The sequence below is a fragment of the Pseudomonas sp. OST1909 genome, from assembly GCF_015277575.1.
Taxonomy (GTDB): Bacteria; Pseudomonadota; Gammaproteobacteria; order Pseudomonadales; family Pseudomonadaceae; genus Aquipseudomonas; species Aquipseudomonas synxantha_A.
In genome coordinates this window covers 2484472-2509861 of sequence record NZ_CP063780.1, presented here as the reverse complement: position 1 = coordinate 2509861, position 25390 = coordinate 2484472, and the positions used below count along the sequence as shown (strand labels likewise).

At 59.5% G+C, this 25390-nt stretch carries 23 protein-coding genes; 12 read left to right on the top strand and 11 right to left on the bottom strand.

Annotated features, from left to right (window positions below):
• Window positions 1–10 precede the first annotated feature (10 nt).
• A complete protein-coding gene (locus tag IH404_RS11105; protein ID WP_005786895.1) occupies window positions 11–1165 on the bottom strand; it encodes an MFS transporter in 1155 nt (384 codons plus the stop codon).
• A 240-nt stretch (window positions 1166–1405) separates the two neighbouring features.
• On the opposite strand from IH404_RS11105, the gene sstT reads away from it, so the two are divergent.
• The gene (gene sstT, locus IH404_RS11100) at window positions 1406–2626 is read left to right on the top strand and encodes a serine/threonine transporter SstT (protein ID WP_194440408.1); all 1221 of its coding nucleotides are present in this window, start codon (window positions 1406–1408) and stop codon (window positions 2624–2626) included.
• Between the two features lie 77 nt (window positions 2627–2703).
• On the opposite strand, the gene IH404_RS11095 is transcribed toward sstT, so the two are convergent.
• Window positions 2704–5964, bottom strand: coding sequence for a hypothetical protein (locus tag IH404_RS11095; protein WP_194440407.1), 3261 nt, complete (start codon window positions 5962–5964; stop codon window positions 2704–2706).
• A gap of 177 nt (window positions 5965–6141) precedes the next feature.
• Window positions 6142–6651, bottom strand: a complete 510-nt coding sequence (locus IH404_RS11090) for a DUF1993 domain-containing protein (protein WP_005786889.1) — start codon at window positions 6649–6651, stop codon at window positions 6142–6144.
• 116 nt (window positions 6652–6767) lie between these two features.
• On the opposite strand from IH404_RS11090, the gene IH404_RS11085 reads away from it, so the two are divergent.
• Entirely contained in the window at window positions 6768–7418 is a 651-nt protein-coding gene (locus IH404_RS11085; RefSeq protein ID WP_005786887.1) for a DUF480 domain-containing protein, read from the top strand.
• 70 nt (window positions 7419–7488) lie between these two features.
• Here the strand turns inward: IH404_RS11085 and IH404_RS11080 are convergent, their stop codons facing one another.
• On the bottom strand, window positions 7489–8307 hold the full coding sequence (locus tag IH404_RS11080) for a shikimate 5-dehydrogenase (RefSeq protein ID WP_005786885.1): 819 nt from the start codon (window positions 8305–8307) through the stop codon (window positions 7489–7491).
• 156 nt (window positions 8308–8463) lie between these two features.
• On the opposite strand from IH404_RS11080, the gene IH404_RS11075 reads away from it, so the two are divergent.
• The 3 genes from IH404_RS11075 (at window position 8464) to IH404_RS11065 (ending at window position 9526) form a co-directional block, all read left to right on the top strand.
• Window positions 8464–8838 carry a hypothetical protein gene (locus tag IH404_RS11075; RefSeq protein WP_087945233.1) on the top strand — a complete coding sequence of 125 codons (375 nt, stop codon included), beginning with the start codon at window positions 8464–8466 and terminating at the stop codon, window positions 8836–8838.
• 219 nt (window positions 8839–9057) lie between these two features.
• Entirely contained in the window at window positions 9058–9252 is a 195-nt protein-coding gene (locus tag IH404_RS11070; protein WP_003190284.1) for a hypothetical protein, read from the top strand.
• Between the two features lie 91 nt (window positions 9253–9343).
• Window positions 9344–9526: a hypothetical protein gene (locus IH404_RS11065; RefSeq protein WP_005786881.1), complete on the top strand. Its 183-nt coding sequence runs from the start codon at window positions 9344–9346 to the stop codon at window positions 9524–9526.
• Window positions 9527–9529: 3 nt separating this feature from the next.
• Here the strand turns inward: IH404_RS11065 and IH404_RS11060 are convergent, their stop codons facing one another.
• A complete protein-coding gene (locus IH404_RS11060) occupies window positions 9530–10597 on the bottom strand; it encodes an AI-2E family transporter (RefSeq protein WP_005786879.1) in 1068 nt (355 codons plus the stop codon).
• 172 nt (window positions 10598–10769) lie between these two features.
• On the opposite strand from IH404_RS11060, the gene yegQ reads away from it, so the two are divergent.
• On the top strand, window positions 10770–12083 hold the full coding sequence (yegQ, locus tag IH404_RS11055) for a tRNA 5-hydroxyuridine modification protein YegQ (RefSeq protein WP_005786877.1): 1314 nt from the start codon (window positions 10770–10772) through the stop codon (window positions 12081–12083).
• Window positions 12084–12087: 4 nt separating this feature from the next.
• Here the strand turns inward: yegQ and IH404_RS11050 are convergent, their stop codons facing one another.
• Window positions 12088–13767 (bottom strand): methyl-accepting chemotaxis protein, encoded by a 1680-nt coding sequence (locus tag IH404_RS11050; protein WP_194440406.1) that lies wholly within the window; start codon window positions 13765–13767, stop codon window positions 12088–12090.
• Between the two features lie 125 nt (window positions 13768–13892).
• A complete protein-coding gene (locus IH404_RS11045; RefSeq protein ID WP_164366002.1) occupies window positions 13893–15212 on the bottom strand; it encodes a Na+/H+ antiporter NhaC family protein in 1320 nt (439 codons plus the stop codon).
• Window positions 15213–15448: 236 nt separating this feature from the next.
• Between IH404_RS11045 and IH404_RS11040 the strand changes: the two genes are divergently transcribed.
• On the top strand, window positions 15449–17596 hold the full coding sequence (locus IH404_RS11040) for a methyl-accepting chemotaxis protein (RefSeq protein ID WP_194440405.1): 2148 nt from the start codon (window positions 15449–15451) through the stop codon (window positions 17594–17596).
• Between the two features lie 128 nt (window positions 17597–17724).
• Here IH404_RS11040 and IH404_RS11035 read toward each other — a convergent pair whose 3' ends face one another.
• Genes IH404_RS11035 through IH404_RS11020 form a run of 4 tightly spaced genes read right to left on the bottom strand, consistent with a single transcriptional unit; the run spans window position 17725 to window position 20316 of the window.
• Window positions 17725–19038: a sensor histidine kinase gene (locus IH404_RS11035; RefSeq protein WP_005786869.1), complete on the bottom strand. Its 1314-nt coding sequence runs from the start codon at window positions 19036–19038 to the stop codon at window positions 17725–17727.
• Window positions 19035–19703, bottom strand: coding sequence for a response regulator transcription factor (locus tag IH404_RS11030; protein WP_005786867.1), 669 nt, complete (start codon window positions 19701–19703; stop codon window positions 19035–19037). The genes IH404_RS11035 and IH404_RS11030 overlap by 4 nt, the downstream gene beginning before the upstream one ends.
• A complete protein-coding gene (locus IH404_RS11025) occupies window positions 19703–20014 on the bottom strand; it encodes a PepSY domain-containing protein (RefSeq protein ID WP_005786865.1) in 312 nt (103 codons plus the stop codon). Before IH404_RS11025 ends, IH404_RS11030 begins: the two co-directional genes overlap by 1 nt.
• Window positions 20014–20316, bottom strand: coding sequence for a PepSY domain-containing protein (locus tag IH404_RS11020; protein ID WP_005786863.1), 303 nt, complete (start codon window positions 20314–20316; stop codon window positions 20014–20016). Before IH404_RS11020 ends, IH404_RS11025 begins: the two co-directional genes overlap by 1 nt.
• Window positions 20317–20475: 159 nt before the next feature.
• Between IH404_RS11020 and IH404_RS11015 the strand changes: the two genes are divergently transcribed.
• The 5 genes from IH404_RS11015 (at window position 20476) to codA (ending at window position 25387) form a co-directional block, all read left to right on the top strand.
• Window positions 20476–21555: a patatin-like phospholipase family protein gene (locus IH404_RS11015; protein WP_194440404.1), complete on the top strand. Its 1080-nt coding sequence runs from the start codon at window positions 20476–20478 to the stop codon at window positions 21553–21555.
• An 84-nt stretch (window positions 21556–21639) separates the two neighbouring features.
• Window positions 21640–21996, top strand: a complete 357-nt coding sequence (gene queD, locus IH404_RS11010) for a 6-carboxytetrahydropterin synthase QueD (protein ID WP_003190259.1) — start codon at window positions 21640–21642, stop codon at window positions 21994–21996.
• Between the two features lie 63 nt (window positions 21997–22059).
• The gene (locus IH404_RS11005; RefSeq protein WP_005786854.1) at window positions 22060–22683 is read left to right on the top strand and encodes an NUDIX hydrolase; all 624 of its coding nucleotides are present in this window, start codon (window positions 22060–22062) and stop codon (window positions 22681–22683) included.
• A 149-nt stretch (window positions 22684–22832) separates the two neighbouring features.
• On the top strand, window positions 22833–24101 hold the full coding sequence (gene codB / locus IH404_RS11000; protein WP_194440403.1) for a cytosine permease: 1269 nt from the start codon (window positions 22833–22835) through the stop codon (window positions 24099–24101).
• Between the two features lie 50 nt (window positions 24102–24151).
• Window positions 24152–25387 carry a cytosine deaminase gene (gene codA, locus IH404_RS10995; protein ID WP_032876831.1) on the top strand — a complete coding sequence of 412 codons (1236 nt, stop codon included), beginning with the start codon at window positions 24152–24154 and terminating at the stop codon, window positions 25385–25387.
• The last annotated feature ends 3 nt before the right edge of the window (window positions 25388–25390 follow it).

Sequence of the window (25390 nt, the reverse complement as noted above, 5' to 3'; positions counted from 1 at the left end):
CCCCCTTTGATCAGGCGTTGGCCGCGGTAGGTTTGGCGGTCATCAACCACAGTGCGAGCAGGATCGACACCAGGATAAACCCCGATGCGGCAAAGCCAAGGCTGCCCAGGCCCAGGGTGTCAATCACATGCCCACCCACCATTGCACCCAGGCCAATGCCGAGATTGGCCCCGGCGATATTCAGCGAGGCGGCAAACGCCGGCGCGTGGGGCGCCGCCTTCATCAATCGCACATGGCTGACCAGGAACATCGCCGCCTGGGTCACGCCCCATACCGCCATCGCCGCCGCCAGGCCAATGGTCGAATGAATCGCCGGCACCACTGCCATCATGCCCGCGATCATAAACCCGCAGAACACCATGGACGCAATCAAGGGATGACGATCCACCGCGCGCCCGCCAAGGGAATTGCCGATCAGCCCGACCGCGCCGAAGCCCATCAGGCACCACCCCACCAGCGTGCCGTCGAACCCTGCCAAGCGCTCAAGGATATCCGCCAGGTAGGTATAGGCGGTGAACATGCCGCTGAAGACCAGGATCGACAACAGGATGTGGCCCTGCATCACCGGGCTGCGCAGGATCTTGAATTGCGAGCGCAAGGTGACTTGCTCGTTCTTTGCCTGGGTCACCGGCAGGTAAATGAACAGCAATAACGCCTTGGCCAGGGCAATCACCGCAAGCACTGCAAAGGCGGTGCGCCAACCGAACATATCGGAAATCAGCGTGCCTACCGGAATCCCGAACACGGTGGCGCAGACGATGCCGAAGCCGATTTTTTCAATTGCACGCCCGGCGAATTCAGGGCCGACAATGTCCACCGCCGTTTCGCTGGCCAAGGCCCAAAACACCGGCAAGCCCAACGCCGGAATCAAGCGAGCCAGGGACATTATCCAAATATTGGGCGCCAATGCCGCCACGGTATTGGCCACCGCAAACATGATCAGGATGCTGATAAACAGACGCTTGCGCTGGAACCGCGCGCAATAGGCGGTCAGAAAGGGGCCGAACGCCGCCACGGTAAACGCGAAGAGCGTCACCAGCAGTCCGGCCTGGGACACACTGACATTCAGGTCCCGGGCGATCGAGGGCAACAAGCCGACGATCACGAATTCTGTGGTCAGCACGGTAAAACCGGCTGCCGACAGCAGCAAGATAGGGAACAACATGCAAACTCCAGAAACAGCGACATCAACGACAGCCCGAAGGGCTCGCTGATAGAGAGGAAAGATGAGAGGGGTGAATCTTAACAGAACATGTCCGGATTTGACCTAATCCCACGTATACAGGTGACGGAATGCCGCAGCGAACGAGACGCGTCCTACAGCATGCTAGACTTCGCGCCTGCTTCCTACAGTACTTCTGCCTGCAATGCTGTGCCCTACTAAAAAAACTAGAGACAACTCTTTATGACTGCTGCCCCTTCCCTATTACAACGTTTAATGCGCGTCAGCCTGGTCACCCAAATTGTCATCGGCCTGATTGCCGGGATCGTGTTGGCCCTGCTGTTCCCCGAGGCCGCGCGCGCCACGGGCTTTATCGGCAAGGTGTTTGTCACGGCGCTGAAGGCCGTCGCACCGATCCTGGTGTTTGTGCTGGTCATGGCCTCGATTGCCAACCATAAGCATGGCCAGGAAACCCATATCCGCCCGATCCTGTTCCTGTACCTGCTCGGCACCTTTTCCGCCGCCGTGGTCGCAGTGGTCGCCAGCACGTTGTTCCCCTCCTCTCTGGTACTGGCCACCCATGACGCCACGGTGAGCGCTCCCGGCGGCATTGGCGAGGTGCTGCAAAGCCTGTTGCTCAGCGTGGTGGATAACCCGGTCAGCGCACTGATGAATGCCAACTTCATCGGTATCCTGGCCTGGGCCATCGGCATGGGCGTTGCCATTCGCCATGCCGGTGAAACCACCCGCACGGTGCTGGACGACCTGTCCAACGGCGTGACCCTGATCGTACGCGTGGTCATCCGCTTCGCCCCGCTGGGCATCTTCGGCCTGGTGGCCTCAACCCTGGCCACCTCCGGTTTCGGCGCCCTGCTCGGCTATGCGCACCTGCTGGTGGTACTGATCGGCTGCATGGTGTTCGTGGCGCTGGTGATCAACCCTGCCATCGTGTTCTGGAAACTGCGCCGCAACCCTTACCCGCTGGTGCTGATGTGCCTGCGTGAAAGCGGCATCACTGCATTTTTCACCCGCAGCTCGGCGGCCAACATTCCGGTCAACCTGGCGTTGAGCAAGCGCCTGGGCCTGCATGAAGACACCTACTCGGTGTCGATCCCGCTCGGTGCCACCATTAATATGGCCGGTGCGGCAATCACCATCACCGTGCTGACCCTGGCGGCTGTGAACACCCTCGGGATTGCCGTGGACCTGCCGACCGCCGTTCTGTTGAGTGTGGTCGCCGCGATTTGTGCCTGTGGTGCATCGGGAGTGGCAGGCGGCTCGCTGCTGCTCATCCCATTGGCGTGCAGCCTGTTCGGCATTCCAAGTGAAATCGCCATGCAGGTAGTGGCCGTCGGTTTCATCATTGGCGTCCTGCAGGATTCAGCCGAAACCGCGCTCAATTCGTCTACCGATGTGCTGTTTACTGCGGCGGCGTGCCTGGGCAAGGAAGAACAAACCGCTTGAATGAAAAAAGAAAAGCCCGAGCGGCTCATTGCTGAGCCGACTCGAGCCTTTTCTAACGAGGGTTGAAAGTATTGAGCTTAAGACGGGGAGTTTTCCGGAGTGAATCCCTGAAGAGGTGTCCCATATCGCTTGTTAGTTTTCGGATCGACTCGGTACCACTTACCGGTGATTTCATCTAACTGAGCCAAGATCTTTGATGTATCAACGCCCTGATAAATGCCTGCTATCACGTCTTTGGGCTTGTTCTGATACACCCTATCCACACTGGCAGTAGCCGCATACACTTTCCAGATAAGACTCCCTTTGCCCGCGAACGAGGAGAAAGCTGTGAGGCCTCTGGTTCCAATGGCAGCCCCCCCTGCAAACGGGTTGGCCGCACTGATAAATGCCCGACCCAACCTGCCTCCAACGCCTCCTTTTCCTAGCTTCTCGCCCACCTTCACTATCTTGGAAACTTTACCGAGCGCCCCGGCACCGGCGACAACGAAGCCGAATATATCGAATGCAAGAAACGCAAGCCCTTCACCCACTCTGCCCTGCTGAAAACTATGAAGCGCCGCTGCACCTGGTATCAGCGCACGGGTAACAGCTTGTATTTTTTCGAACTCCGTCACTTCAGTATCGAATGTGGTCACGCCTCTGGCTCCGCTAGCCAACTGTTCACGCTCTTTAGTACTGAAAAAATGGCTCGTAACTGCATCGGCTATGTGCTGTGTTCTCGCCGAGGTAAACGTGTGTGTGGGTGTTGAGGTTTGAGGCTTGGGTTCTCGTTCCTTAGTGTCTGTCGAGTTGTCGGCTTTCATTTCTCTAAGTGTGGTGTTTGAAATAGCTCTCACCCCTTCCTCACCCGTAGCAATGTCAGCCCAATCGCCCTGTAGACCAACCTTCAGGCCATCGGTCAAATCAGCTCGATGCCGCAGCCCCCCTGCCGATGGATTGAATTCATAAATTCGCTTACTGCCTTTATGCAGGGTTTCGAAAAATACGGAGCTGCTTTTGACGTCCTCAACTTTTTTGATACGGCGCTGAATACCAGTGCCTGTATCGGCAATGGTCCGAGTGATCATCCCTGCCCCATAAATTTTCAGCTCACCATACTGCAACGCCTCCTTATCCTCCGCAGGCAGCAGTGACATTTGGTGTTGTACGGTAACCTTCATAGCGCCTTTAAGCCCGTCGTAATAATCAACAACGTGCTTTTCAAACAGCTCATTGGGCGACGGCATAAACTTGAGCTCATGGAATATCTTTTCGATAGGAACGGCAGGATCATTGGAATACCACTCCACATGCTGCTGCGGCTGCAAAAAGATATCCAGTATCGAGTAAGGGCCTTGTAAACCACGATCCCGTACTTTTGGATAGATTGCTTGCTTCTCAAAATCTATCACCCCGTATTCTTTTACGGGACACTTCTCCTTCAGCGCATCGAGCGCCAGTGCTTTACGGGTGGCCAACTCGGTGCGTTGAGCTTCTGAAGCTTGCATCAAGGTGTCGAAACGCTCACTGGCGAGGGTCGTAGCACGTTCAACTTCTTCTTCCGTGTAATTGTTATCTGCCCGTTTTTCAACGGCTTCATCCGCCACAGCCCAGTGAATCAGGCCCTCCTTCCCAGCCAGCGCTTCCACTTTTTTTTCGGCATCGGTAATCGGGGCCAGGTCGTCTTTGAGCAGTTGCTCATAAGTTTTAGTCGCCGCCGCCCCCGGATTGCGCATCTCGGATTTGGCAACGATGGCTTTCAAGCTGACCCAGGCCGCAGAGCCGTAAGTCACACTGTCAGGGATGTTTTTGACCAATAACTCCGGAGCGTGATGCGACAACAGCAGGTAGGCTGCCACCGCAGCGTTGTTGCCATATGACTTGCGCAAATGCTCGGTTAGCCCCTCAAGGACAAAAGACAACGGCTTACCCCAATTTTCGCGCGCCGACAAATCAAACCCGGCCACCTTGTTCTTTTCTTCTGGCTTCCACAGTGCGTCCTGATTGAGGCCTATCTGAAGCGCCGCAAGCGCCCAATCTTCGGTACTGCCCGCGCCCTCGAACTTGCTGCGCAAGGCTTCGCCTATAGCCTGCGCAGTGGGGCCTTTCAAAAGCCTGAGGATCGCTTGCCGGGGATCTTTGAGCTCTGCTTCGGACCACTCGATGGTTTGCGTCAGATACCCAAAGGCGCTTTGGCTCAGCTTCAACTTGTCGAACTCAGGCAACTTCATCGAGTTATAACTGACGGCATCATAGATGGCCTGCTGTTGCTGTGAATCAAGCGCAGTTGACCACGATAACCCGCCCCCGAGATCGCCATGCAGTTGCCGGTACTCGGTTGGACGGAGCAACTCCATGATCATGTTCTTGACCTGCGCTTGATCAAGCGGGTGATCCAAACCAGTGCCAGTCATGAACTGCAAGAGGTTCACTTGCTTACCTGCCATTGGTTGATTATCCAGATGGAAGCCAGAGTCAGGATCAAGTGTGATGTGTCGCGTTTGCAGAAAAATTTTCAGCTCGGCACTACGGTCATAAGCTGCAGCGTCATGGGGTAAGCTATTGAAGGCCTGCAATGCTTCTTGCTTATTCAGATAATCGTCCGCCTCCACATGCGCCACGAGCAGGGCATCCCTGAAGGTTTGCAGGTCGCGTTTATTAGCCAATTGTCGTTTTTGCTCCACCAGCGCTTCTTCACTGCGCTCCTTACCAGCTCCCGCCGTTGAGAATGCTTTGTTTTCTTGCAACGCTTGGGCGCGTTGTCGATCTTTGAATGATTCGTTATGGATCGTTTCGCCATAGAACTGGGCGACCCACTTGAGCGGCGCACTCTCCTCATACAGCGCCGACCAGGTGATCCCATCGGGGGCATAGGCTTTTACCGCCGCCAGAATCGGCCCAGCGAAAGTCGCCCAAGGGGAGTTATCTTGCAAAGTAAACAGCGTAAGCACCCCCTGTTTGTTCCTGACACTCAGGAACCCGTCCTCAGTGATCTTGAGGGAAGATGGATCCAAGCCATCCGACTTAAGCCAATCTAAAAACCCCTTGTCCTTAAGTGCATTACGCAACTGTGTACGCCACTGGCCGAAAGATGAAGCGTGTGGAATGTTCGCGATAACAGCGTCCTCATCACGGGTACGCTCCATCAAAACGTCGGCATAACTGGCTGCCAGGTCACTGTTGGCTTGTTCACGCTGAGAAGTTTGAGAGAATGCGCCATCGCCCGGCACCTCACGCTTGGTTCGGGTCACAGCATTGGACTTTGAAGAAGACAGGGTTTGACTGTTGGACGCCTCCAGTGCCGAGTCGAAATGAGCGTTTCCGAGAGGTTTAATTACCGCGGTGGAAGAAATATTCATATCGTTTGTAATCTCTAGGCACTTCAATTGAAGGTTGTTTAGGCGCTCCTAAGTGGGGAATATTCGAAAACGCGTTGCACAGAAATATGTAACGAAACATCAGACTGATGTAAAAACCCACACATAAAAAAACCCGGGGCTGTTCATTCAAGAACAACCCCGGGCTGTGTTTAGAGCTTAGAACGCGCCCATGTAATCGCGCTTGCCCACTTCAACACCGTTATGACGCAGCAGGGCGTAAGCGGTGGTGACGTGGAAGAAGAACTGCGGCAGGCCGTAGGTCAACAGGTAGGACTGGCCGCTGAAGCGCTTCTCTTTCGGGGTGCCTGGGCGGGTGACGATCTCGATACCTTCCTTGCCGTCAATCTGCTCGGGCTTGATGGTGTCGACAAACGCCAGGACCTTGGCGATCAACGCTTGCAGGTCGGCGAAGGTGACTTCAGTGTCTTCGTACTTGGGCACTTCGATCTCGGCCAGGCGTGCCGACACGCCTTTGGCGAAGTCGACGGCGATCTGTACCTGGCGCACCAGTGGGAACATATCCGGAAACAGGCGCGCTTGCAGCAGGGCATTGGGCTCGATGTTCTTTGCAGTAGCGTGGGCTTCGGCTTTGTTCAGCACATCGCTCAATGCGTTGAGCATTTGCTTGAAGACTGGGATAGAAGCGGCGTACAGGGAAATAGTCATGTCAGTCTCACGATAATGGCAGGGTTGGAACCAGCGGCGATTATAGCCATGCCCGGCGCTTGTCTTTTATTTTTTGAGGATTACGCTGGTGACCTTCACTGCATAGGGAACGCGCGATGACCGCCGAACATGACACCGACACCCCTGAGCCGCGCCTGAACAGCACGGAAATCCGCATCCTCGGCTGCCTGATCGAAAAACAGGCGACCCACCCGGAAACCTATCCCCTGACACTCAACGCCCTGGTGCTGGCCTGCAATCAGAAAACCAGCCGTGAGCCAGTGATGAACCTCAGCCAGGGCCAGGTCGGCCAAAGCCTGCGCGCGCTGGAGGGCCAAGGCTTTACCCGCCTGGTGATGGGTAGCCGTGCCGACCGCTGGGAACACCGTGTGGACAAGGCGTTGGAACTGGTGCCGGCCCAAGTGATCTTGACCGGGTTGCTGTTTCTGCGGGGGCCGCAGACGGTCAACGAGTTGCTGACCCGTAGCGGGCGTATGCATGACTTTGAAGATGCCGAGCAGGTCGTTCACCAGTTGGAACGCCTGATTGCCCGGGGGTTGGCGGTATTGGTGCCGCGCCAGGCGGGCCAGCGGGAAGATCGGTATACCCACGCGCTGGGGGATCCGGCGGATATTGAAGCGATCATGACCGCACGAGGCAATCCAGTAGAGCGTAGCGCGGGGGCTGTTTCGGTGGAACGGATCGAAGAGCTGGAGGCGCGGATTGCCGCACTGGAAGAACGGCTGGCGCAGTTGGAGCAGACCTGACACAGATAATAATCTGTAGGAGCTGGCTTGCTCGCTCCTACAGGCATTAGGGCTTGCCCCCCTCCCACCATTAGCTTCGGGCGAAGGCTACTGCCGCCTCGAACTGCTCCTGCGTTGGGCGCACGCCTGTATAAAGCACAAACTGCTCCAGTGCCTGGATCGCGATGACCTCCAGCCCGGTAATCACCCGCTTGCCCTTGGCACGGCCACGCACGATCAATGGTGTTTCAGCCGGAATTGCCACCACATCAAAAACAGTTTCTGCCTGATCAATCGCGTCGGCATCGAACGCCAATGCATCCGCCTCGGCCCCGCCTGTCATACCAATGGGCGTCACATTGATCAGCATTTGTGGGCGCAGGTCGCCCAGGTCCGCCTGCCACTCATACCCCAGGTTGCTGGCCAATGCCCGGCCCGCCACCTCATTGCGCGCTACGATCACACCGTTGGCATAACCGCCATCACGCAAGGCGCTGGCCACCGCCTTGGCCATGCCGCCGCTGCCACGCAGGGCGAAGGTGGAATCTTTTGGCACGGCGTGCTTCTTCAGCAGTTGCTCGACAGCAATGTAATCGGTGTTGTAAGCCTTGAGATGACCGTTGGTGTTGACGATGGTGTTCAGCGAGTCAATGGCTTGAACCGAATCGTCGAGTTCGTCCACCAACGCGATGGCCGCCTCCTTGAACGGCATGGAAACCCCACAACCCCGCACGCCCAAGGCTCGGATGCCACCGATCGCGCCGGGTAAATCCTGGCTGCTGAAGGCTTTATAGTAGAAATTCAGCCCAAGCTGCTCATACAAATGGTTATGAAAACGCAGGCCAAAGTTCCCGGGCCGCGCCGACAGCGACATGCACAGTTGGGTGTCCTTGTTGGGGTGCATCTGCATGGGTAACTCCTTGAAGTAAGCAAATCGGTACAGACCTTACACAACCTTTACCTAATGGCCGTGCTGTTTTTTTGAAATACGTTGTCTTAAAAGTATCCCCGCGACAATCCTTGGGTCTATTGATTGCAGACCACAAGCGCAGGGGCTAACCGAGGAATGACCATGATGCGTAAAATCCCCAGAATCGCCTTGCTTATCGGCGCACTTGCGATGGCCGGCCAAGCCTCCGCCCACGGTGGTGGTTGGGGTGGTCCGGCAGTGTTGGGTGCACTTGTGGGCGCAGCTGTCGTCGGCTCCGTGGTTGCCAGCCAACCTCGTGAGGTCTATGTGCAACAGCCGGTGTATGTGCAACCGCAGCCGGTGTATGCCGCCCCACCCCCGGTCTATTACGCGCCGCCACCACCGGTGTACGTGCAGCAGCAGGTTTACTACCGCCCGGCGCCGGTCTACTACGGGCCTCCCCGCGGCTATTATGGCCCGCCTCGCGGCTACTACGGCCCTCCCCAGGGCTACTACCGCCACGGTTGGTAATTTTCAATTGAGTTGAGTGGAACAGGCCCCGCCCACATACGGGGCCTTTTTTTGCCTGGAACGTCCGGTTTTATCCTGCCAATGTCGCTATGACGACAATCCCACAGTACAAGAGTCGCATATCCTCTTGATCGGCCCAGGCGTGCGCTGTCATGGTTGCGTCATAAAACAGTCTCACTATCGACCCGGTCCACCAATAACAATTAAGGACGAACGAACATGCCCACCCAGAATCCGCACCGCACCGCCGGCCTCTGCACGTCCAGCAAGGTCTACAGCGCCTTGACCGAGCTCAAGCACCTTGAAGGCCATCGCAGCGCGAAGTTCCTGGCGCTGTTGGCTGAAAACCTGGTGCGCAAGGGGCTGCTCAGTGAGCACGAAGTGGTGAACATGCTCGACCAGGTGGTGGATTAACGCCTGGCGTTGATGTCGACTATCGAGCCAGGTGATTTTTCCTGGATAGCGACACCCCTTAAGGTGACCTCCATAGCGATTGGAGGTCCTTATGCCCACTGTTCAAATCATGTCTGTCATCGGTAGCGCCGTTCCCACCCCTCTGCGCAAGCTCGGCTTGCTTGCCTGCTGGTACGTGGTACGTGATGGCGAGCCTATCAGCGGCCCGCTCACTTCGTTGTCTGACGCCGAAACACAACGCCGGCTGGCAGCCGACTTCAGGCTCCAGGCCTGAGACCTAAGGCAAGGGCAACTTGACCCGCGGCTTGGTTTCGGCGAACAACGCCCAGCACGACATGAACAAGGCCGCCACCAGCGGCCCGATCACGAAGCCGTTGAGGCCAAACACCGACAAGCCGCCCAGGGTCGAGATCAGGATCAGGTAGTCCGGCATCTTGGTGTCTTTGCCCACCAGGACCGGGCGCAGCACGTTGTCCACCAGGCCAATCACGAAGACGCCAAAAAGCCCCAGCACCACGCCCTGCCAGATGGCGCCGCTCAACAGGAAATAAACGGCCACTGGCGCCCAGACAATCCCTGCGCCCACCGCCGGCAGCAAGGACAGGAACGCCATCAGTACCGCCCAGAGCAACGCACTGGGGATATCCAGGAACCAGAAGATCAAACCACCCAGCGCACCCTGGGTCACGGCCACCAGTACGTTGCCCTTGACCGTGGCCCGCACCACCCGGTTGAACTTGAGTTGCAGGCGGCGCTTTTGCGGCTCGGCCAATGGCACCGCCGTGCGCACCTTGCGCACCAGCTCGGGGCCATCGCGCAGCAGGAAAAACAGCAGGTACAGCATGATGAAAAAGCTCACCAGGAAATCAAAGGTGCCCTGGCCGAAGCTGAACGCCTGGGAAGCGAAGAACTGACTGCCCTGCATCGCGCCCTTGACTACCTTTTCACGTAGCCCTTCCAGGTTGCCCATGCCAAAGCGATCGAGCAGTTGCTGGAAGTACGGCGGCAGGAAGTTCTTGAACTGCTCGATATAACCGGCCACGTCGAGCTTGCCGCTTTCGACGTTTTTATACAGCGTGGCCCCCTCTTGAACCAGCAACGCACTGGTAATGATCACGGGCAGAATCGCGATCACCAGGCACACCATCAAGGTGGTCAGGGAGGTCAGGTTGCGGTTCCAACTGAAGCGTTGCTGCAGGCGGCGCTGCATCGGCGCGAAGATGATGCCGAGGATCACTGCCCAGAACACCGCACCATAGAACGGCAGCAATATCCAGATAAAGGCGATGGTCACCAGCGCCAGCAATAGCAGCAGGGTTTTGAATTGCAGGTTGGTTTGATTCATGTCCGGTCCATATGAGAAAAGCCGGGCCGGTGTCAGCCCTGTTGCTTAGTCCGCGGCGAAACCTGGGAGTGCCCTTGTTTATCGAACAAGCATAGATCGGCTTGTTTAGACCTGGGTCAATAAACCATGACCGCCCGTGCACTACCCTCGCGCCTTTTTGCGACCCACGCCCATGCCCCCGATGATCGCCCCCGAACTGCTCGCTCCCGCCGGCACCCTGAAAAACATGCGCTACGCCTTCGCCTACGGTGCCGATGCGGTTTACGCCGGCCAGCCGCGCTACAGCCTGCGCGTGCGCAACAACGAATTCGACCACGCCAACCTCGCCCTCGGCATCCAGGAAGCCCATGCGCAGGGCAAGCGTTTCTATGTAGTGGTGAACATCGCGCCGCACAACGCCAAGCTCAAGACCTTCCTCAAGGACCTGGCGCCGGTGATCGCCATGGGCCCGGATGCGCTGATCATGTCCGACCCTGGGCTGATCATGCTGGTGCGCCAGCATTTCGCGCAGATGCCGATTCATCTGTCGGTACAGGCCAACACGGTGAACTGGGCCAGCGTGCAATTCTGGCAGCAACAAGGCATTGGCCGGGTGATCCTGTCGCGGGAACTGTCCCTGGAAGAAATCGGCGAGATCCGCCAGCATGTACCCACCATGGAACTGGAGGTGTTCGTACATGGCGCCCTGTGCATGGCCTATTCCGGGCGCTGCCTGCTGTCGGGCTACATGAACAAGCGCGACGCCAACCAGGGCACCTGCACCAATGCCTGCCGCTGGAAATACCAGGCCACGCCGGCAGTGGAGAACGCGACCGGCGACATCGTCCAGCACCATCAGCCGACGCTGGGGGTCGGTACACCCACCGACCAGGTATTCCTGTTACAGGAAGCCAACCGTCCCGATGAGCAAATGCCGGCCTTTGAAGACGAACATGGCACGTACATCATGAACGCCAAAGACTTGCGCGCCGTGCAACACGTGGAGCGCCTGGCGCAGATGGGCGTGCACTCATTGAAGATCGAGGGCCGCACCAAATCCCATTTCTATTGCGCACGCACCACCCAGGTGTATCGCCAGGCGATCGACGACGCAGTGGCCGGGCGCGCGTTTGATCGCGGCTTGATGACCAATCTGGAGTCCCTGGCCCAGCGCGGCTACACCGAAGGTTTCCTGCGTCGACATGTGCACGACGAATACCAGAACTACCAGAACGGCAGCTCGGTGTCCGAGCGCCAGCAGTTTGTTGGGGAATTGACCGGCGAACGTCGCGGGGAGTTGGCCGAGGTCAAGGTAAAGAATCGCTTTGCCGTGGGCGATCACCTGGAATTGATGACGCCCGCCGGCAACTTTCACTTTGACTTGGCCACCTTGCACAACGCCAAGGGGCAAGCCATTGAGGTGGCGCCGGGGGACGGGCACACGGTGTATGTGCCCTTGCCGACCGAGATGGACCTGCGTTTTGGCCTACTGATGCGCGATTTGTAGAACCTCAGATCCTGAATTGACCGACCAACTGCCCCAACCGTTGGCCAAGGTCCGCCAGGCTGCGCGAGGTCTGGGCGCCGAGCTGGGTTTCATCCGCTACGCTGTCCACCGCCACGGCAATCTGATGCACGCTGCGGTTGATCTCTTCGGCCACAGCAGTCTGCTCTTCGGCGGCGCTGGCGATCTGCGCATTCATCGAGTTGATGGTGCCGATCAACTGGGCCATGGTATCGAGGGACGCCCCGGCTTCGTTGGCCTGGGCCGAGGTGCCTTCGCCCGCATCGCTGGAGCGGCGCATGGCGTCCACGGCGGCTTCGGTGCCCTTTTGCAGGCGATCGATCATGCCCTGGATTTCCTGGGTGCTGGTTTGCGTACGGCTTGCCAGGGCGCGCACTTCGTCGGCGACCACGGCAAACCCGCGACCGGCCTCCCCGGCCCGCGCAGCCTCGATGGCCGCATTGAGCGCCAGCAGGTTGGTTTGTTCGGCAATCGAGCGGATTACGCCAAGCACACTGACAATCGACGACACATCCTGCTGCAGGCTGTCCAGGGACACACCGCTGCTGCGGATATCGTTCACCAGCGCGTGAATCTGCGCGATGCTGCCGTCCACCACGCGTTTGGCGGCCTGGCCCTCGGCGTCGGTCTGTTGCGCGGCGACCGCAGCGCCCTGGGCACTGCGCGCCACTTCATGGGCCGCGGACGACATCTGGTTGATCGCGGTGGCCACCTGGTCGGTCTCGTGGCGCTGGCGTTCCATGGCCTGTTCGGAGCGCTGGGCCTGGTCGGACACCTGGCTCACCAGCCCAGTAAGCTGGGCCGTCATTTCGGTGATCTGGCGCACCAGGCCGTGGATTTTATCGACAAACCGGTTGAACGCACCGGCCAGGTCGCCCAGTTCATCCTGGCTGGTGATGGCCAGGCGGCGGGTCAGGTCGCCTTCACCGGCAGCGATGTCGTCGAGGTTGGCTTTCATCAGGTTCAGCGGGCGCAGGATGGTATTGGCGACTAACATGCCCACCGCCGCAATCACCAGCAACACCACCACAGCCACGCCAAGGATGCTCAGCAGCACGCCTTGCATACGCTGTTCGACCTTGTCCTGGACCACCGCCACCTGGGCCTCGATGCCGTCCAGGTTCACAGAGGTGCCGATAACCATGTCCCATTTGGGCAGGTATTCGGTGTAGCCGAGCTTGGGCACCAGTTCGGTCTGGCCAGGTTGGGTCGAACTGTATTGCAAGTAGTGGGTGCCGTCCTTGCCGACCTTGACCAGGTCGCGATTGACGTAGACACCGTTGGGGTCACGGTTGTTCTTGAAGCTTTTGCCTACGCCGTCCGGGCTGTTGCCCTTGAACAGGCGGATGGTTTCGGAGTCGTAGCCGAAGAAATAACCGTCTTTGCCGTAGCGGGTGTTGGACAGCAACTTGACCACCTGCGCCCGCGCCGTGCTATCGCCGGGAGCAGCTGCGTCGTAGAGCGGCTTGATGGTGGTCATGGCCACTTCGACATAGCCTTGCAAAGTGGCCTTGGCGTCGTCGAGCAGGCGCTGGCGGGTTTCATCCACTTCGTTGCGGGCCTGGCCCTGCAGAATCCACACGGTGGTGAGGCTGATGACCACGGCAAACAGCAACACCGGCACAACGGCAAGGGCCAGGACTTTGGCCTTCAAACTCAGACGCATGGCTTTTCTCTCTTGTTAGTGGCGACTTGAGAGGTTAACGGCCAAGTAAGTGATTTCTGTAGGAGCGAGCTTGTGTGGCGAGGGAGCTTGCTCCCTCGCCACAGTGGAGGTGTGCAGTGCTTGCGTCAGAGCGTCATTGCAGCCAGCCAGCCAAATGCCAGCAACGGGATGTTGTAGTGCAGGAAGGTCGGCACCACGGTGTCCCAGATATGGTGGTGCTGACCGTCGATATTCAGGCCGGAGGTGGGGCCGAGGGTGGAGTCCGATGCGGGCGAGCCGGCATCGCCCAATGCACCGGCGGTGCCGACGATGCACACGATGGCCAACGGGCTGAAGCCCAGTTGCACGCACAGCGGCACGAAAATCGCGGCAAGGATCGGCACCGTGGAAAACGACGAGCCGATGCCCATGGTGACCAACAGCCCCACCAACAACATCAGCAACGCCCCTACCCCACGGCTATGGCCGATAAACGCCGCCGAGGCTTCCACCAGTGAGCGTACGTCACCGGTGGCCTTGAGCACTTCGGCAAAGCCCGACGAGGCGATCATGATGAAGCCGATCATCGCCATCATCTTCATGCCTTCGGTGAACAGGTCATCGGTGTCGCTCCAGCGCACGATGCCCGACACCGAGAAGATCAAAAACCCGGCCAGGGCGCCGATGATCATCGAGTCCAGCCACAGCTGAATGATGAACGCCGCGGCAATCGCCAGGCCGGCCACCAGCAGGGTCAGCGGGTTGTACTGTACCGCCACTTGCTCGACGCGCTCGATTTTTTCCAAGTCGTACACGCGTTTTTTGCGGTAGCTGACAAACACCGCCACCAGCAGGCCGACCACCATGCCCAGTGCCGGCAGGCCCATGGCATGGGTGACGTTGACCTGGCTGATATCCACGCCGCTCTTGGCCACGTTGGCCAACAGGATCTGGTTGAGGAAGATGTTGCCGAAGCCCACCGGCAGGAACATGTATGGCGTGATCAGGCCGAAGGTCATCACACACGCGATCAGGCGGCGGTCCAGTTGCAGCTTGGTCAGCACGTACAACAGCGGCGGTACCAGCAACGGAATGAACGCAATATGGATCGGCAGGATGTTCTGCGAGGCAATCGCCACCACCCACAACAGGCCGATCAACAGCCATTTGACGTGGCTGCCGCCGCTGGCTTCCTGGCGGTCCACCAGCAGCAAGGCTTTGTCTGCCAGCGCATGGGCCAGGCCGGACTTGGCAATGGCCACCGCGAAAGCGCCCAGCAGTGCGTAAGACAAGGCGACGGTTGCACCACCGCCCAGACCGCCGTTGAAGGCTTTGAGCGTGGCGTCGATCCCCAGGCCACCGGTCAAGCCGCCCACCAGGGCACCAACGATGATGGCGATGACCACATGCACGCGGGACAGGCTGAGCACCAGCATGGTGCCGACCGCGGCGATGACTGCGTTAATCATGGTTACCTCAAGCAAAAACATAAAAGACAGGCATACCCGCGCACGGCCCATGGGAACAGCTGCCGGCGTGCAGGCTTGAAAGAGGTCTTATTAGAGGGCGCGCACTTTGCAGCAGGCAGGCGCTCATGTCAAAAAACGACGCCGCTTTGAGGTTTAAATGGGCCGTTTGAATAAAGAACCACGGGCGCCGGCCGATAAGCTGTTTCCATGTGCTTTCAGGTAAGGATGTCCCGATGTCGCTCAGGCAGCTCTCCATTCAATGGAAAATCACCCTGCTGGCGGGCCTGTGCCTGCTGGGGATCGTGACCCTGCTGGTGGGTCTGTCGCTGTATCGCATGGCGCAGAGCTCGGAGCAGGTCAAGGCGTCCAGCATGAAGATGCTCGACGAAGCCGCCCAGGCGCGCATTGAGGCCCAAGGTGAAGTGCAGGCATTGGGCATTCGTCAGCAGTTCATGGATGCCTACCAGTACGGCCATGGGTTTTCCCGCCAGGTACTGTTTTTGCGCGAACAGGCGGAGAAACGCTTTCTCGATGCCTTCGACACCCGTGAAGACCTGACCCGCCAGGTCAAGGCCGCCTTACAGGCCAACCCCGACCTGCTGGGTTTGTCCCTGGTATTCGAAGCCAATGCGCTGGATGGCAAAGACGAGCTATTTGCCAACCAGGCGGAACTGGGCAGTAATGACAAGGGCCGGTTCGCCCTTTACTGGTCGCAACCCACACCCGGCAAAATCACTTCGATGGCGCTGCCTGAAAGCGACATGACCGACACCTCCATTAGCCCCAGCGGTGAAAAAGCCAACGCCTGGTTCACCTGCCCGCGCACGACCCTCAAGCCGTGTGTGATCGAACCCTATTTCTATGTGATCGACGGTCAGAACGTGCTGATGACCAGCATCGTGTTCCCGCTGATGGTCAATGGCAAAGTCATTGCCTCACTGTCGGTGGACATCAACCTCAACAGCTTGCAGGCCGTGAGCCAACAGGCCAGCCAGAAGCTGTACGACGGCCAGACCCAAGTCAGCATCCTCAGCCCCACCGGTTTGCTGGCTGGCTACAGCCCGGACGCGAGCAAACTCAGCCAGCGTCTGGAGCAGGTCGACACCGCCAGCGGCGCGCAGTTGGTCAGAGCCTTGGCCAACAGCACCCAGACCCATAGCCTGCGCACCGAACAGCAACTCAAGGTGCTGGCGCCGTTTGCGCCGATCCCAGGGGGCAAGTCGTGGGGCGTATTGCTGGATGTACCGGGAAAAGTTCTGGTAGCCCCCGCCGAGGCGCTGAAAACCCAGCTGGATGCTGACAATGCCAAGGGCACCCTGTTGGAACTGGGCCTGGGCCTGCTGGCCGCTGTGGTTGGCTTGGTGCTGGTGTGGCTGATGGCGCGCAGTGTGACTCGGCCGATCCTTGGCGTGGCGCATATGCTCGAAGACATCGCCAGCGGCGAAGGCGACCTGACCCGGCGCCTGGCTTACAGCAAACAGGACGAACTGGGCCAATTGGCTGGCTGGTTCAACCGTTTCCTCGACAAGCTGCAACCGATCATTGCCGAAGTCAAACGCTCGGTGCAGGACGCCCGCGGCACCGCCGACCAGTCTGCCGAGATTGCTACGCAGACCAGTGCCGGCATGGAACAGCAGTATCGCCAGGTGGATCAGGTGGCCACCGCGTCCCATGAAATGAGCGCCACCGCCCAGGACGTCGCCCGCAGTGCCGCTCAGGCGGCCCAAGCTGCGAAGGATGCCGACCAGGCGACGCGCGAAGGCTTGACCGTCATAGACCGCACCACCGCCAACATTGGTGACCTGGCCGCCGATATGAGCACCGCCATGACCCAGGTGGAAGGCTTGGCCGCTAACAGCGAGAAGATCGGCTCGGTGCTCGAAGTGATTCGTGGCATCGCCGAGCAGACCAACCTGTTGGCGCTTAACGCCGCCATCGAAGCCGCCCGTGCCGGCGAGGCCGGGCGAGGTTTTGCGGTGGTCGCCGACGAAGTGCGCAACCTGGCACGACGCACCCAGGAGTCGGTGGAAGAAACCCGCGTGGTGATCGAACAATTGCAAAACGGTACTACCGACGTGGTCAGCTCCATGGGCAACAGCTATCGCCAGGCCCAAGGCAGCGTCGAACAAGTCGGCCAGGCCGTCACAGCCTTGCGCCAGATTGGCAACGCGGTCACGGTGATCAGCGACATGAACCTGCAGATCGCCAGCGCCGCCGAAGAGCAAAGCGCGGTGGCCGAAGAGATCAACAACAACGTGGCGACCATTCGCGATGTGACCGAGTCGCTGTCGGAACAGGCCAATGAATCGGCGCGGGTCAGCCAGGCGTTGAACAGCCTGGCCAACCAGCAGCAGGGTTTGATGGATCAGTTTCGGGTCTGAATGCAGCCAGGCTTTTCTGTGGGAGCCGGGCTTGCCCGCGATGCAACACCTCGGTATTTCAGGCAAACCGAGTCGGTGCTATCGCAGGCAAGCCAACTCCCACATTTTTGAACTGGGGTGGGTCAGTGCTAGCGGCGTGGTAGCTCGATCAATACCTTGAGCCCACCCAGCTCACTTTCCTGCAACTGCAACACCCCGCCCCACACCTCAACGATGTCCCGCACGATCCCCAATCCCAGGCCATGGCCGACCCTCTGCTCATCCAGGCGTGCGCCGCGACTGAATACCTGGTCGCGCTGGGCCTGAGGAATGCCCGGACCGTCGTCCTCCACCGCCAACAGGTAGCCCCGGGGCGTCTCGCTGACGCTCAAGCGCACCTCGGCATCCGCCCACTTGCAGGCGTTGTCCAACAGGTTGCCCAGCAGTTCCAACAGGTCTTCACGGTCCCAGGGCAAATGCAGACCCGGCGCGACCTGATAGGCGAGGTCCAGGTGCTCACCATGGATCATGCGCAGGGTGGCCAACAAACCGGGCAGTTCCTTTTCACAGTCAAACAGCGCACCCGGCAGCGCATCGCCCGCCAGGCGGGCACGGTTAAGCTCGCGATTGAGGCGCTGCTGCACCTGTTCCAGTTGCTCGCGCAACAACTGGCTCAACTGCGGATGATCCTTGAGCGCATCACTGGAGGCTGCGCTCAACAGCACCGCCATAGGGGTTTTCAGCGCATGGCCCAGGTTGCCGAGGGCATTGCGTGAGCGCTTGAGGCTGTCTTCAGTGTGGGCCAGCAAATGGTTGATTTGCGCCACCAGCGGTTCCAGTTCCTGCGGCACCTGAGTGTCGAGTTGGGAGCGCTGGCCTTGCTGCAGTTGAGCGATCTGGTTACGCGCCGTCTCCAGCGGGCGCAAGGCGCGACGCACGGTGACCCGTTGCAGCACCAGCACCAGCAGCAGCGCCACCACCCCCACCACCAGGCCCACCTGACGCATCAGGCGAAAGCTTTCCCGCACGGGTGTGTAGTCCTGCGCCACGCTGATGGAAATCAACTTGCCAAAGCGCTTGTAGTCCGAGCGCAACACCAACAACTGCTGACCTTCCGGGCCCAATTGCAGGTTGCCCTTGAGCCCCGCCTCCGGGAGCCTGGGCAGCTCCTGATCCCACAGTGAACGAGAGCGCCAATGGACATCGGCAAAGTCGATACGAAAATAATGCCCGGAGAACGGCCGCTGATAAGCCGGTGACAGGCGCTGTTCATCCAACTGGACGCCGTTGGGCCCGCGCACCAGCGCCACCAGCAGGTTCTCGCTGTCGTTGCGCAAGCCCGCCTCCAGGTAGCGCTGCAAGCCTGCTTCGAACAGCAAGAGGCTGGTCTGCGCCAGTACCACGCCGACGATCACCATCACGCTGATCAACCCCAGGCTCAGGCGCCGCTGGATCGACTTCATGCCGGGGTGGCGCCAAATCGGTAGCCCTGGCCGCGCCGGGTTTCGATGACGCTGCGCCCCAGTTTGCGGCGCAGATGGTTGACATGGACCTCCAGTACATTGGAGTCACGCTCGGTCTCGCCGTCATATAAATGCTCGGCCAGATGGCTTTTGGACAGAATCTGTTCGGGGTGCAGCATGAAATAGCGCAGCAAGCGAAATTCAGCGGCCGTCAGTTGGATCTCGGCGCCATCGCGCAGTACACACTGGCGACCTTCATCCAGATGCAGGCCGGCAGCTTGCAGCGTTGGCTGGTTGGCTTGGCCGTGGGAGCGGCGTAACAGCGCCTGGATGCGCAGGTACAGTTCTTCGGGGTGAAAGGGTTTGCTCAGGTAATCATCGGCTCCGGCCTTGAGCCCTTCGATACGCTCGGCCCAGGAATCGCGGGCGGTGAGGATCAGCACCGGGATGGCCAGCGCGGCGGCGCGCCATTGCGCCAGCACCTCAAGCCCGGGCAAGCCAGGCAGGCCAAGGTCAAGGATGATCAGGTCATACGGCTCGCTGCGCCCTTGATACACGGCGTCGCGGCCATCGGCCAGCCAGTCGACCGCATAGCCCTGGCGCTGCAGGCCGGCCAGCAGTTCGTCGGCCAGGGGTACGTTGTCTTCCACCAGAAGCAGGCGCATCAGTCTTCCTCATCTTTGATCAGCACACCATTGGTCGCGTCCAGCTTGATCTCGCGTACCACGCCTTCGGTGGTCACCAATTCCACTTCATAGGCGTATTGCCCGTGTTTCTTTTCCAGCTCGGCCTCCAGCAGCCGCGAGCCGGGATAACGCGCCATGGCTTGGTGCAGCAGCTGTTCCAGCGGCAGAATCACGCCCTGCTGGCGCAGGGCCAGGGCTTCATCCTGGTTGAGGTCGCGGGCCGCCAGGCTGGAGCAAAAAATCATGAGCACCAGCGCCACTCGACTGCCGACGCGTAAATTTACCTTCATTACGTATCCTGATGATTCTTGAGAACCTGCCCGGTGAGCGCGTTCAATTCAACGTCCCATTCAATGCCGTCGGCATCTTGCAGCTCGACTTCGTAGACGTACTTGCCGTATTCCTCATCCAGGTCGGTGTCCAGTAGCGTCGAACCGGGGTGAAGGGCCAGGGCCGTGGCTTCCAATTGATCGAAAGCGACAATAGTAACAGTGGCGGGCACGATCAGTGGCTTGTCAGGGTCCGCGGCGGCGGCTTGGGTCGCCGTAACGATGATGATAGCGGCGGCGCCCAGAACAGTGAGGCGCTTCATGATAAGTCTCCGTTACATGATGTTTTCCTACGCCGGTCACGGTACCTGTCGCAACTTAACTGAAACTGAATTGCCACCATGGCAATTTCCGAGCGGACCCTTTTCCCCACTGCCAGCGAGATTTTCTATAATGCCCCGCTTGCCTCACCAGAGACCGGTATGACTGCCATCCACATCAAGTTCCCTGCCTTGACCCTCAAGGCAGGCAAACGTGCGTTCAGCCGCATTCGCGAACAGGGACTTGCGCCTGCCGACGTGGGTATCCTCCCCGGTGCGGCCGGTGGCCCCAAGGCCCTGGGTATCCAAGGGCTGGACTTGGCGCTGTTCGGTGACTGGTTGCCGCGCGCACCAAGGGAACGCGCGCTGATCGGCGCCTCCATTGGTTCGTGGCGGTTTGCCAGCGCCTGCCTGCCCGACCCGGTGCAGGGCTTGCTGGACCTGGGCCGCTTGTATAACGAGCAGCGCTTTGCCAAGGACGTGACCATGGCCGAAGTCAGTCAGAGCTGCCAACGGATGCTCGATGACCTGCTGGCCGGCCGTGATGCGCAGGTACTGAACAACCCCGACTACCGGCTGAACATCATGGTGGTCAAGAGCCACGGGCTGCTTGCCGATGACCACCGTGGGCGGCTGGGGCTGGGCTTGTCGTCGGTGATTGCCGATAACCTGCGGGGCCGCGCCCGGCTGTCGCGGCATTTCGAGCGGCTGATCATCCACGACCCGCGCCAGGCGCCGCCGGTACATCCGCTCAAGGACTTTGCCTCGCGCTTCATCGACCTGGAACTGGGCAACCTGCGCCAGGCGCTACTGGCATCCGGCTCAATCCCCATGGTCATGCAAGGCGTGCGCGACCTGCCCGGCGCCGGGGCCGGCACCTACCGCGACGGCGGCCTGCTGGACTACCACCTCGACCTACCCTATCTCGGCGATGACATCGTGCTGTACCCGCACTTCACCGATCGAGTCATCCCCGGCTGGTTCGACAAGGGCCTGCCGTGGCGACGCAGCAACCCGCAAGGCTTGCAGGATGTATTGTTGCTGGCGCCATCCAGGGACTACCTGGCCCGCCTGCCCCACGGCAAACTGCCAGACCGTAGTGACTTCAAGCGCTTTATGGGCGACGACCCGAGCCGCAACAAATATTGGCAAACCGCGATGAGCGAGAGCCGGCGGCTGGGGGACGAGTTCCTGGCATTGGCAGATAACGGCAAATTGGGCGAACACTTGCAAGCCCTTTGACCCTGGCGAGGGGCGGTATGCGCAAGGGTTGATCAAACTGTTAAACTCGCCGCCTGCCAGACACCTGACCGAGCTGAAAACACTGTGGAAATCTTCAAGGAATTTACATTCGAATCCGCCCACCGCCTGCCCCACGTACCGGAAGGCCATAAATGCGGGCGCCTGCATGGGCATTCGTTCAAGGTGGCCATCCACCTGAGCGGCGACCTGGATCCCCATACCGGCTGGATTCGCGACTTCTCGGAGATCAAGGCGATTTTCAAGCCGCTCTATGAGCGCCTCGACCACAACTACCTCAATGACATCCCCGGCCTGGAAAACCCCACCAGCGAAGTGCTGGCCAAGTGGATCTGGAATGAATTGAAACCTCTGCTGCCGGAGCTCAGTGCAATCCGCATCCATGAAACTTGCACCAGCGGCTGCATCTATCGCGGCGAGTAAGCGGTAGCGTGTCGAAAACCACCTACGGGTGGTTTTTTTTGGAAATGCCTACAGGAGAACGTGATGGAAAACACCTGGCTGGCCCACGCCAAGCGCTTGCAGGCACTGGCTTCCACGGGGCTGCATTTCTGCACCGATGATTTCGAGCGCGAACGTCTGGAAGAAATTGCCCTGATCGCCCACACCATGCTGGCGCAGTTGGGCAGCGTGCCGCTGGAGCGTATCAACGGCCTGGTCTCGGATTTTGCCCAGAGATATTCGACGCCGATGGTCGATGTGCGCGGTGCAGTGATCGAAGGTGAGCGGATTTTGCTGGTACGGGAATCGACGGATGGCTGCTGGGCATTACCGGGTGGTTATGCCGACATCGGTTTGTCGGCGGCCGAGAACATTATCAAGGAAATCCGCGAAGAAGCCGGGCTGACGGTCACCGCAAGGGCGTTATACAGCGTGACGCACAAAGCCAAGGGCTTGTACCGGCCGGATGTGAGGGATTTCTACAAGTTGTACTTCCTGTGTGACCGGGTGGACCAACTCGCGCCCATGGCAGGTTTTGAAACCACCGAAGTCGGGTTTTTTACACTGGATGATCTGCCGCCCCTGTCTCGCGGGCGCACGATTGAAGGTGATCTTGAGGCGGCCTTTGCGTTTCATCGGGGTGAGACCACGCAGACGCTGTTCGACTGAGCCAGTTTGGCTCACCGCTGCACTGCTTCTGCACCGGATTGGGCTGGGGTAACTTGAAGGGGCTTGCTTGCGCTAGCTGATATCTACCCGCCTCTGCGTTGGCACGCACGATGCAAACGAGCTGCGTCACCACTCAGGGAGCAGCCCCCATGACGCAGCAACCACCTGGCAACGATTACCCCCTCAGCGAAGTCCCCCTGCATGCGCGCAAAGGCCTTGCGTCCACGGCCATGGTGTTGCTGGGTTTTACCTTTTTTACCGCAACCATGTTTGCCGGCGGCAAGCTGGGGGTGGCGTTCAGTTTCATCGACATGCTCGGCGTCGTGGCCCTGGGTAACCTGTTGTTGGGTATCTATGCCGCAGGCCTGGGTTACATCGCGTTCAAGAGTGGCCTGAATTCGGTGTTGATGGGGCGTTTCTGTTTTGGCGAAGTGGGCAGCAAGCTCAGCGACTTGATCCTCGGTTTTACCCAGATCGGCTGGTATGCCTGGGGCACTGCCACGGCGGCCGTAGTATTGGGCAAGTATTTCCAGCTGAGCCCAGGCAGTGTGCTGGGGTTGATGATGGTGTTTGGCTTATTGTTCTGCGCGACCGCCTATGTGGGGTATCGCGGGCTGGAAATCCTGTCCTGGGTCGCAGTGCCTGCAATGGGGTTATTGTTGATCCTGTCGATGTGGGTCGCCACGGTGAAAGTCGGCGGGCTACCGGGGCTGCTGGCGGTGGTGCCGACCGCAGAGTTGGACTTGTCCACGGCGATTACCCTGGTGTTCGGCACCTTCGTCAGCGGTGCGACCCAGGCCACCAACTGGACGCGGTTTTCGCGCTCGGCCAAGGTCGCGGTGCTGGCCAGCCTGATCGGCTTTTTTATCGGCAATGGCCTGATGGTGCTGATCGGCGCCTATGGCGCCATCGTCTATCAGCAACCGGATGTGGTAGAGGTTTTACTGCTGCAAGGTTTCGCCATGGCCGCGATGGCGATGTTGCTGCTCAATATCTGGAGCACCCAGGACAACACCATCTACAACTTCGCCGTCGCCGGTTGCAACCTGCTGCGCACCCAGCGCCGCAAAACAGTGACCCTGGCCGGTGCAGTAATCGGCACCCTGCTCGCCTTGCTTGGCATGTACGACCTGCTGGTGCCCTACCTGATCCTGCTGGGCACCGTGATCCCGCCGATTGGCGGGGTGATCATGGCGGACTTCTTCTATCGTTATGGCGGCCAATACCCGCGTCTGGCGGATGCTCGCCTGCCGGCATTCAACTGGCCAGGTCTGGTAGCGTATGGGGTGGGTACCGTACTGGCGTTCAATTCGCCATGGGTCGCGCCGCTGGTGGGAATTGTTGCCGCATCGCTGACCTACGTGTTGCTCAGCGCCATACTACGCATCATGACCGCCGGGGCATCGGTATCGCCTTGAGGATCCGGCGGCTGCCTGCCTGATTGTTTTTAGCCAAGAGGAACTTGACCATGCACATCATCAATGCCCGCCTGCGCAACCGTGAAGGCTTGCATGATCTGCACCTGGAACACGGCCGGATCGCCAGTATTACTGCGCAAACCAGCGTGCCCACGCTCGCGGCCGGCGATCTGGACGCCGCCGGCAACCTGGTGATACCGCCTTTCGTCGAACCCCACATCCACCTTGATGCCACGCTCACTGCCGGCGAACCGCGCTGGAACATGAGCGGTACGCTGTTCGAGGGGATCGAGTGCTGGGGGGAGCGCAAGGCCACCATTACCCAGGAAGACACCAAGGCCCGGGCCAAAAAAACCATCCAGGCCCTCGCCGCTCATGGTATCCAGCATGTGCGCACCCATGTCGACGTCACCGACCCGGACCTCACCGCGCTCAAAGCCATGCTGCAAGTGCGTGAAGAAAGCACGCACCTGATCGACCTGCAAATTGTTGCCTTCCCCCAGGAGGGCATCGAGTCGTTCCGCAATGGCCGCGAGTTGATGGAGGAAGCCATTCGCCTGGGCGCCGACGTAATCGGCGGCATCCCCCACTTCGAATACACCCGCGATCAAGGGGTCAGTTCGGTGAAGTTCCTCATGGACCTGGCCGAACGCACCGGTTGCCTGGTGGACGTGCATTGTGACGAAACCGATGACCCTCACTCACGCTTTCTCGAAGTACTTGCCGAAGAAGCCCGCAGCCGCGACATGGGCACCCGCGTCACCGCCAGCCACACCACGGCCATGGGCTCCTACGACAACGCGTACTGCGCCAAACTGTTTCGCCTGCTGGGGCATTCCGGCATCAGCTTTGTGTCTTGCCCCACAGAAAGCATCCACCTGCAAGGCCGCTTCGACAGCTTCCCGAAACGCCGCGGCGTCACCCGTGTCAACGAGTTGCTCGAGGCCGGCATGAACGTGTGTTTCGGCCAGGACTCCATCGTCGATCCCTGGTACCCGTTGGGTAACGGCAACATCCTGCGCGTGCTGGAAGCCGGCCTGCACATCTGCCATATGCTCGGCTACCGCAACCTGCAAAGCGCGCTGGACCTGGTCACCGACAACAGTGCCAAGGCCATGGCCCTGGGTGACCGCTATGGTCTGGAAGCCGGCCGCCCTGCCAACCTGCTGATCCTGTCGGCCGACAGCGACTACGAAGTCATTCGTAGCCAGGGCCTGCCCCTGTACTCGATCCGCAACGGCAAGGTGCTGATGAAGCGGCAACCGGCACAGGTGGAGTTTATGTAACCC

What these genes read in the sequence shown, in the direction of transcription:
- IH404_RS11005 (WP_005786854.1), top strand. Translation starts at nt 22,060, where the DNA reads ATGGAAAACACCTGGCTGGCCCACGCCAAGCGCTTGCAGGCACTGGCT.
- IH404_RS11020 (WP_005786863.1), bottom strand. Translation starts at nt 20,316, where the DNA reads ATGAAGCGCCTCACTGTTCTGGGCGCCGCCGCTATCATCATCGTTACG.
- IH404_RS11095 (WP_194440407.1), bottom strand. Translation starts at nt 5,964, where the DNA reads ATGAATATTTCTTCCACCGCGGTAATTAAACCTCTCGGAAACGCTCAT.
- yegQ (WP_005786877.1), top strand. Translation starts at nt 10,770, where the DNA reads ATGCCCCCGATGATCGCCCCCGAACTGCTCGCTCCCGCCGGCACCCTG.
- IH404_RS11085 (WP_005786887.1), top strand. Translation starts at nt 6,768, where the DNA reads ATGACCGCCGAACATGACACCGACACCCCTGAGCCGCGCCTGAACAGC.
- IH404_RS11075 (WP_087945233.1), top strand. Translation starts at nt 8,464, where the DNA reads ATGACCATGATGCGTAAAATCCCCAGAATCGCCTTGCTTATCGGCGCA.
- IH404_RS11040 (WP_194440405.1), top strand. Translation starts at nt 15,449, where the DNA reads ATGTCGCTCAGGCAGCTCTCCATTCAATGGAAAATCACCCTGCTGGCG.
- IH404_RS11080 (WP_005786885.1), bottom strand. Translation starts at nt 8,307, where the DNA reads ATGCAGATGCACCCCAACAAGGACACCCAACTGTGCATGTCGCTGTCG.
- codA (WP_032876831.1), top strand. Translation starts at nt 24,152, where the DNA reads ATGCACATCATCAATGCCCGCCTGCGCAACCGTGAAGGCTTGCATGAT.
- IH404_RS11105 (WP_005786895.1), bottom strand. Translation starts at nt 1,165, where the DNA reads ATGTTGTTCCCTATCTTGCTGCTGTCGGCAGCCGGTTTTACCGTGCTG.
- IH404_RS11050 (WP_194440406.1), bottom strand. Translation starts at nt 13,767, where the DNA reads ATGCGTCTGAGTTTGAAGGCCAAAGTCCTGGCCCTTGCCGTTGTGCCG.
- codB (WP_194440403.1), top strand. Translation starts at nt 22,833, where the DNA reads ATGACGCAGCAACCACCTGGCAACGATTACCCCCTCAGCGAAGTCCCC.
- IH404_RS11065 (WP_005786881.1), top strand. Translation starts at nt 9,344, where the DNA reads ATGCCCACTGTTCAAATCATGTCTGTCATCGGTAGCGCCGTTCCCACC.
- IH404_RS11015 (WP_194440404.1), top strand. Translation starts at nt 20,476, where the DNA reads ATGACTGCCATCCACATCAAGTTCCCTGCCTTGACCCTCAAGGCAGGC.
- IH404_RS11030 (WP_005786867.1), bottom strand. Translation starts at nt 19,703, where the DNA reads ATGCGCCTGCTTCTGGTGGAAGACAACGTACCCCTGGCCGACGAACTG.
- IH404_RS11070 (WP_003190284.1), top strand. Translation starts at nt 9,058, where the DNA reads ATGCCCACCCAGAATCCGCACCGCACCGCCGGCCTCTGCACGTCCAGC.
- IH404_RS11060 (WP_005786879.1), bottom strand. Translation starts at nt 10,597, where the DNA reads ATGAATCAAACCAACCTGCAATTCAAAACCCTGCTGCTATTGCTGGCG.
- IH404_RS11025 (WP_005786865.1), bottom strand. Translation starts at nt 20,014, where the DNA reads ATGAAGGTAAATTTACGCGTCGGCAGTCGAGTGGCGCTGGTGCTCATG.
- sstT (WP_194440408.1), top strand. Translation starts at nt 1,406, where the DNA reads ATGACTGCTGCCCCTTCCCTATTACAACGTTTAATGCGCGTCAGCCTG.
- IH404_RS11090 (WP_005786889.1), bottom strand. Translation starts at nt 6,651, where the DNA reads ATGACTATTTCCCTGTACGCCGCTTCTATCCCAGTCTTCAAGCAAATG.
- IH404_RS11035 (WP_005786869.1), bottom strand. Translation starts at nt 19,038, where the DNA reads ATGAAGTCGATCCAGCGGCGCCTGAGCCTGGGGTTGATCAGCGTGATG.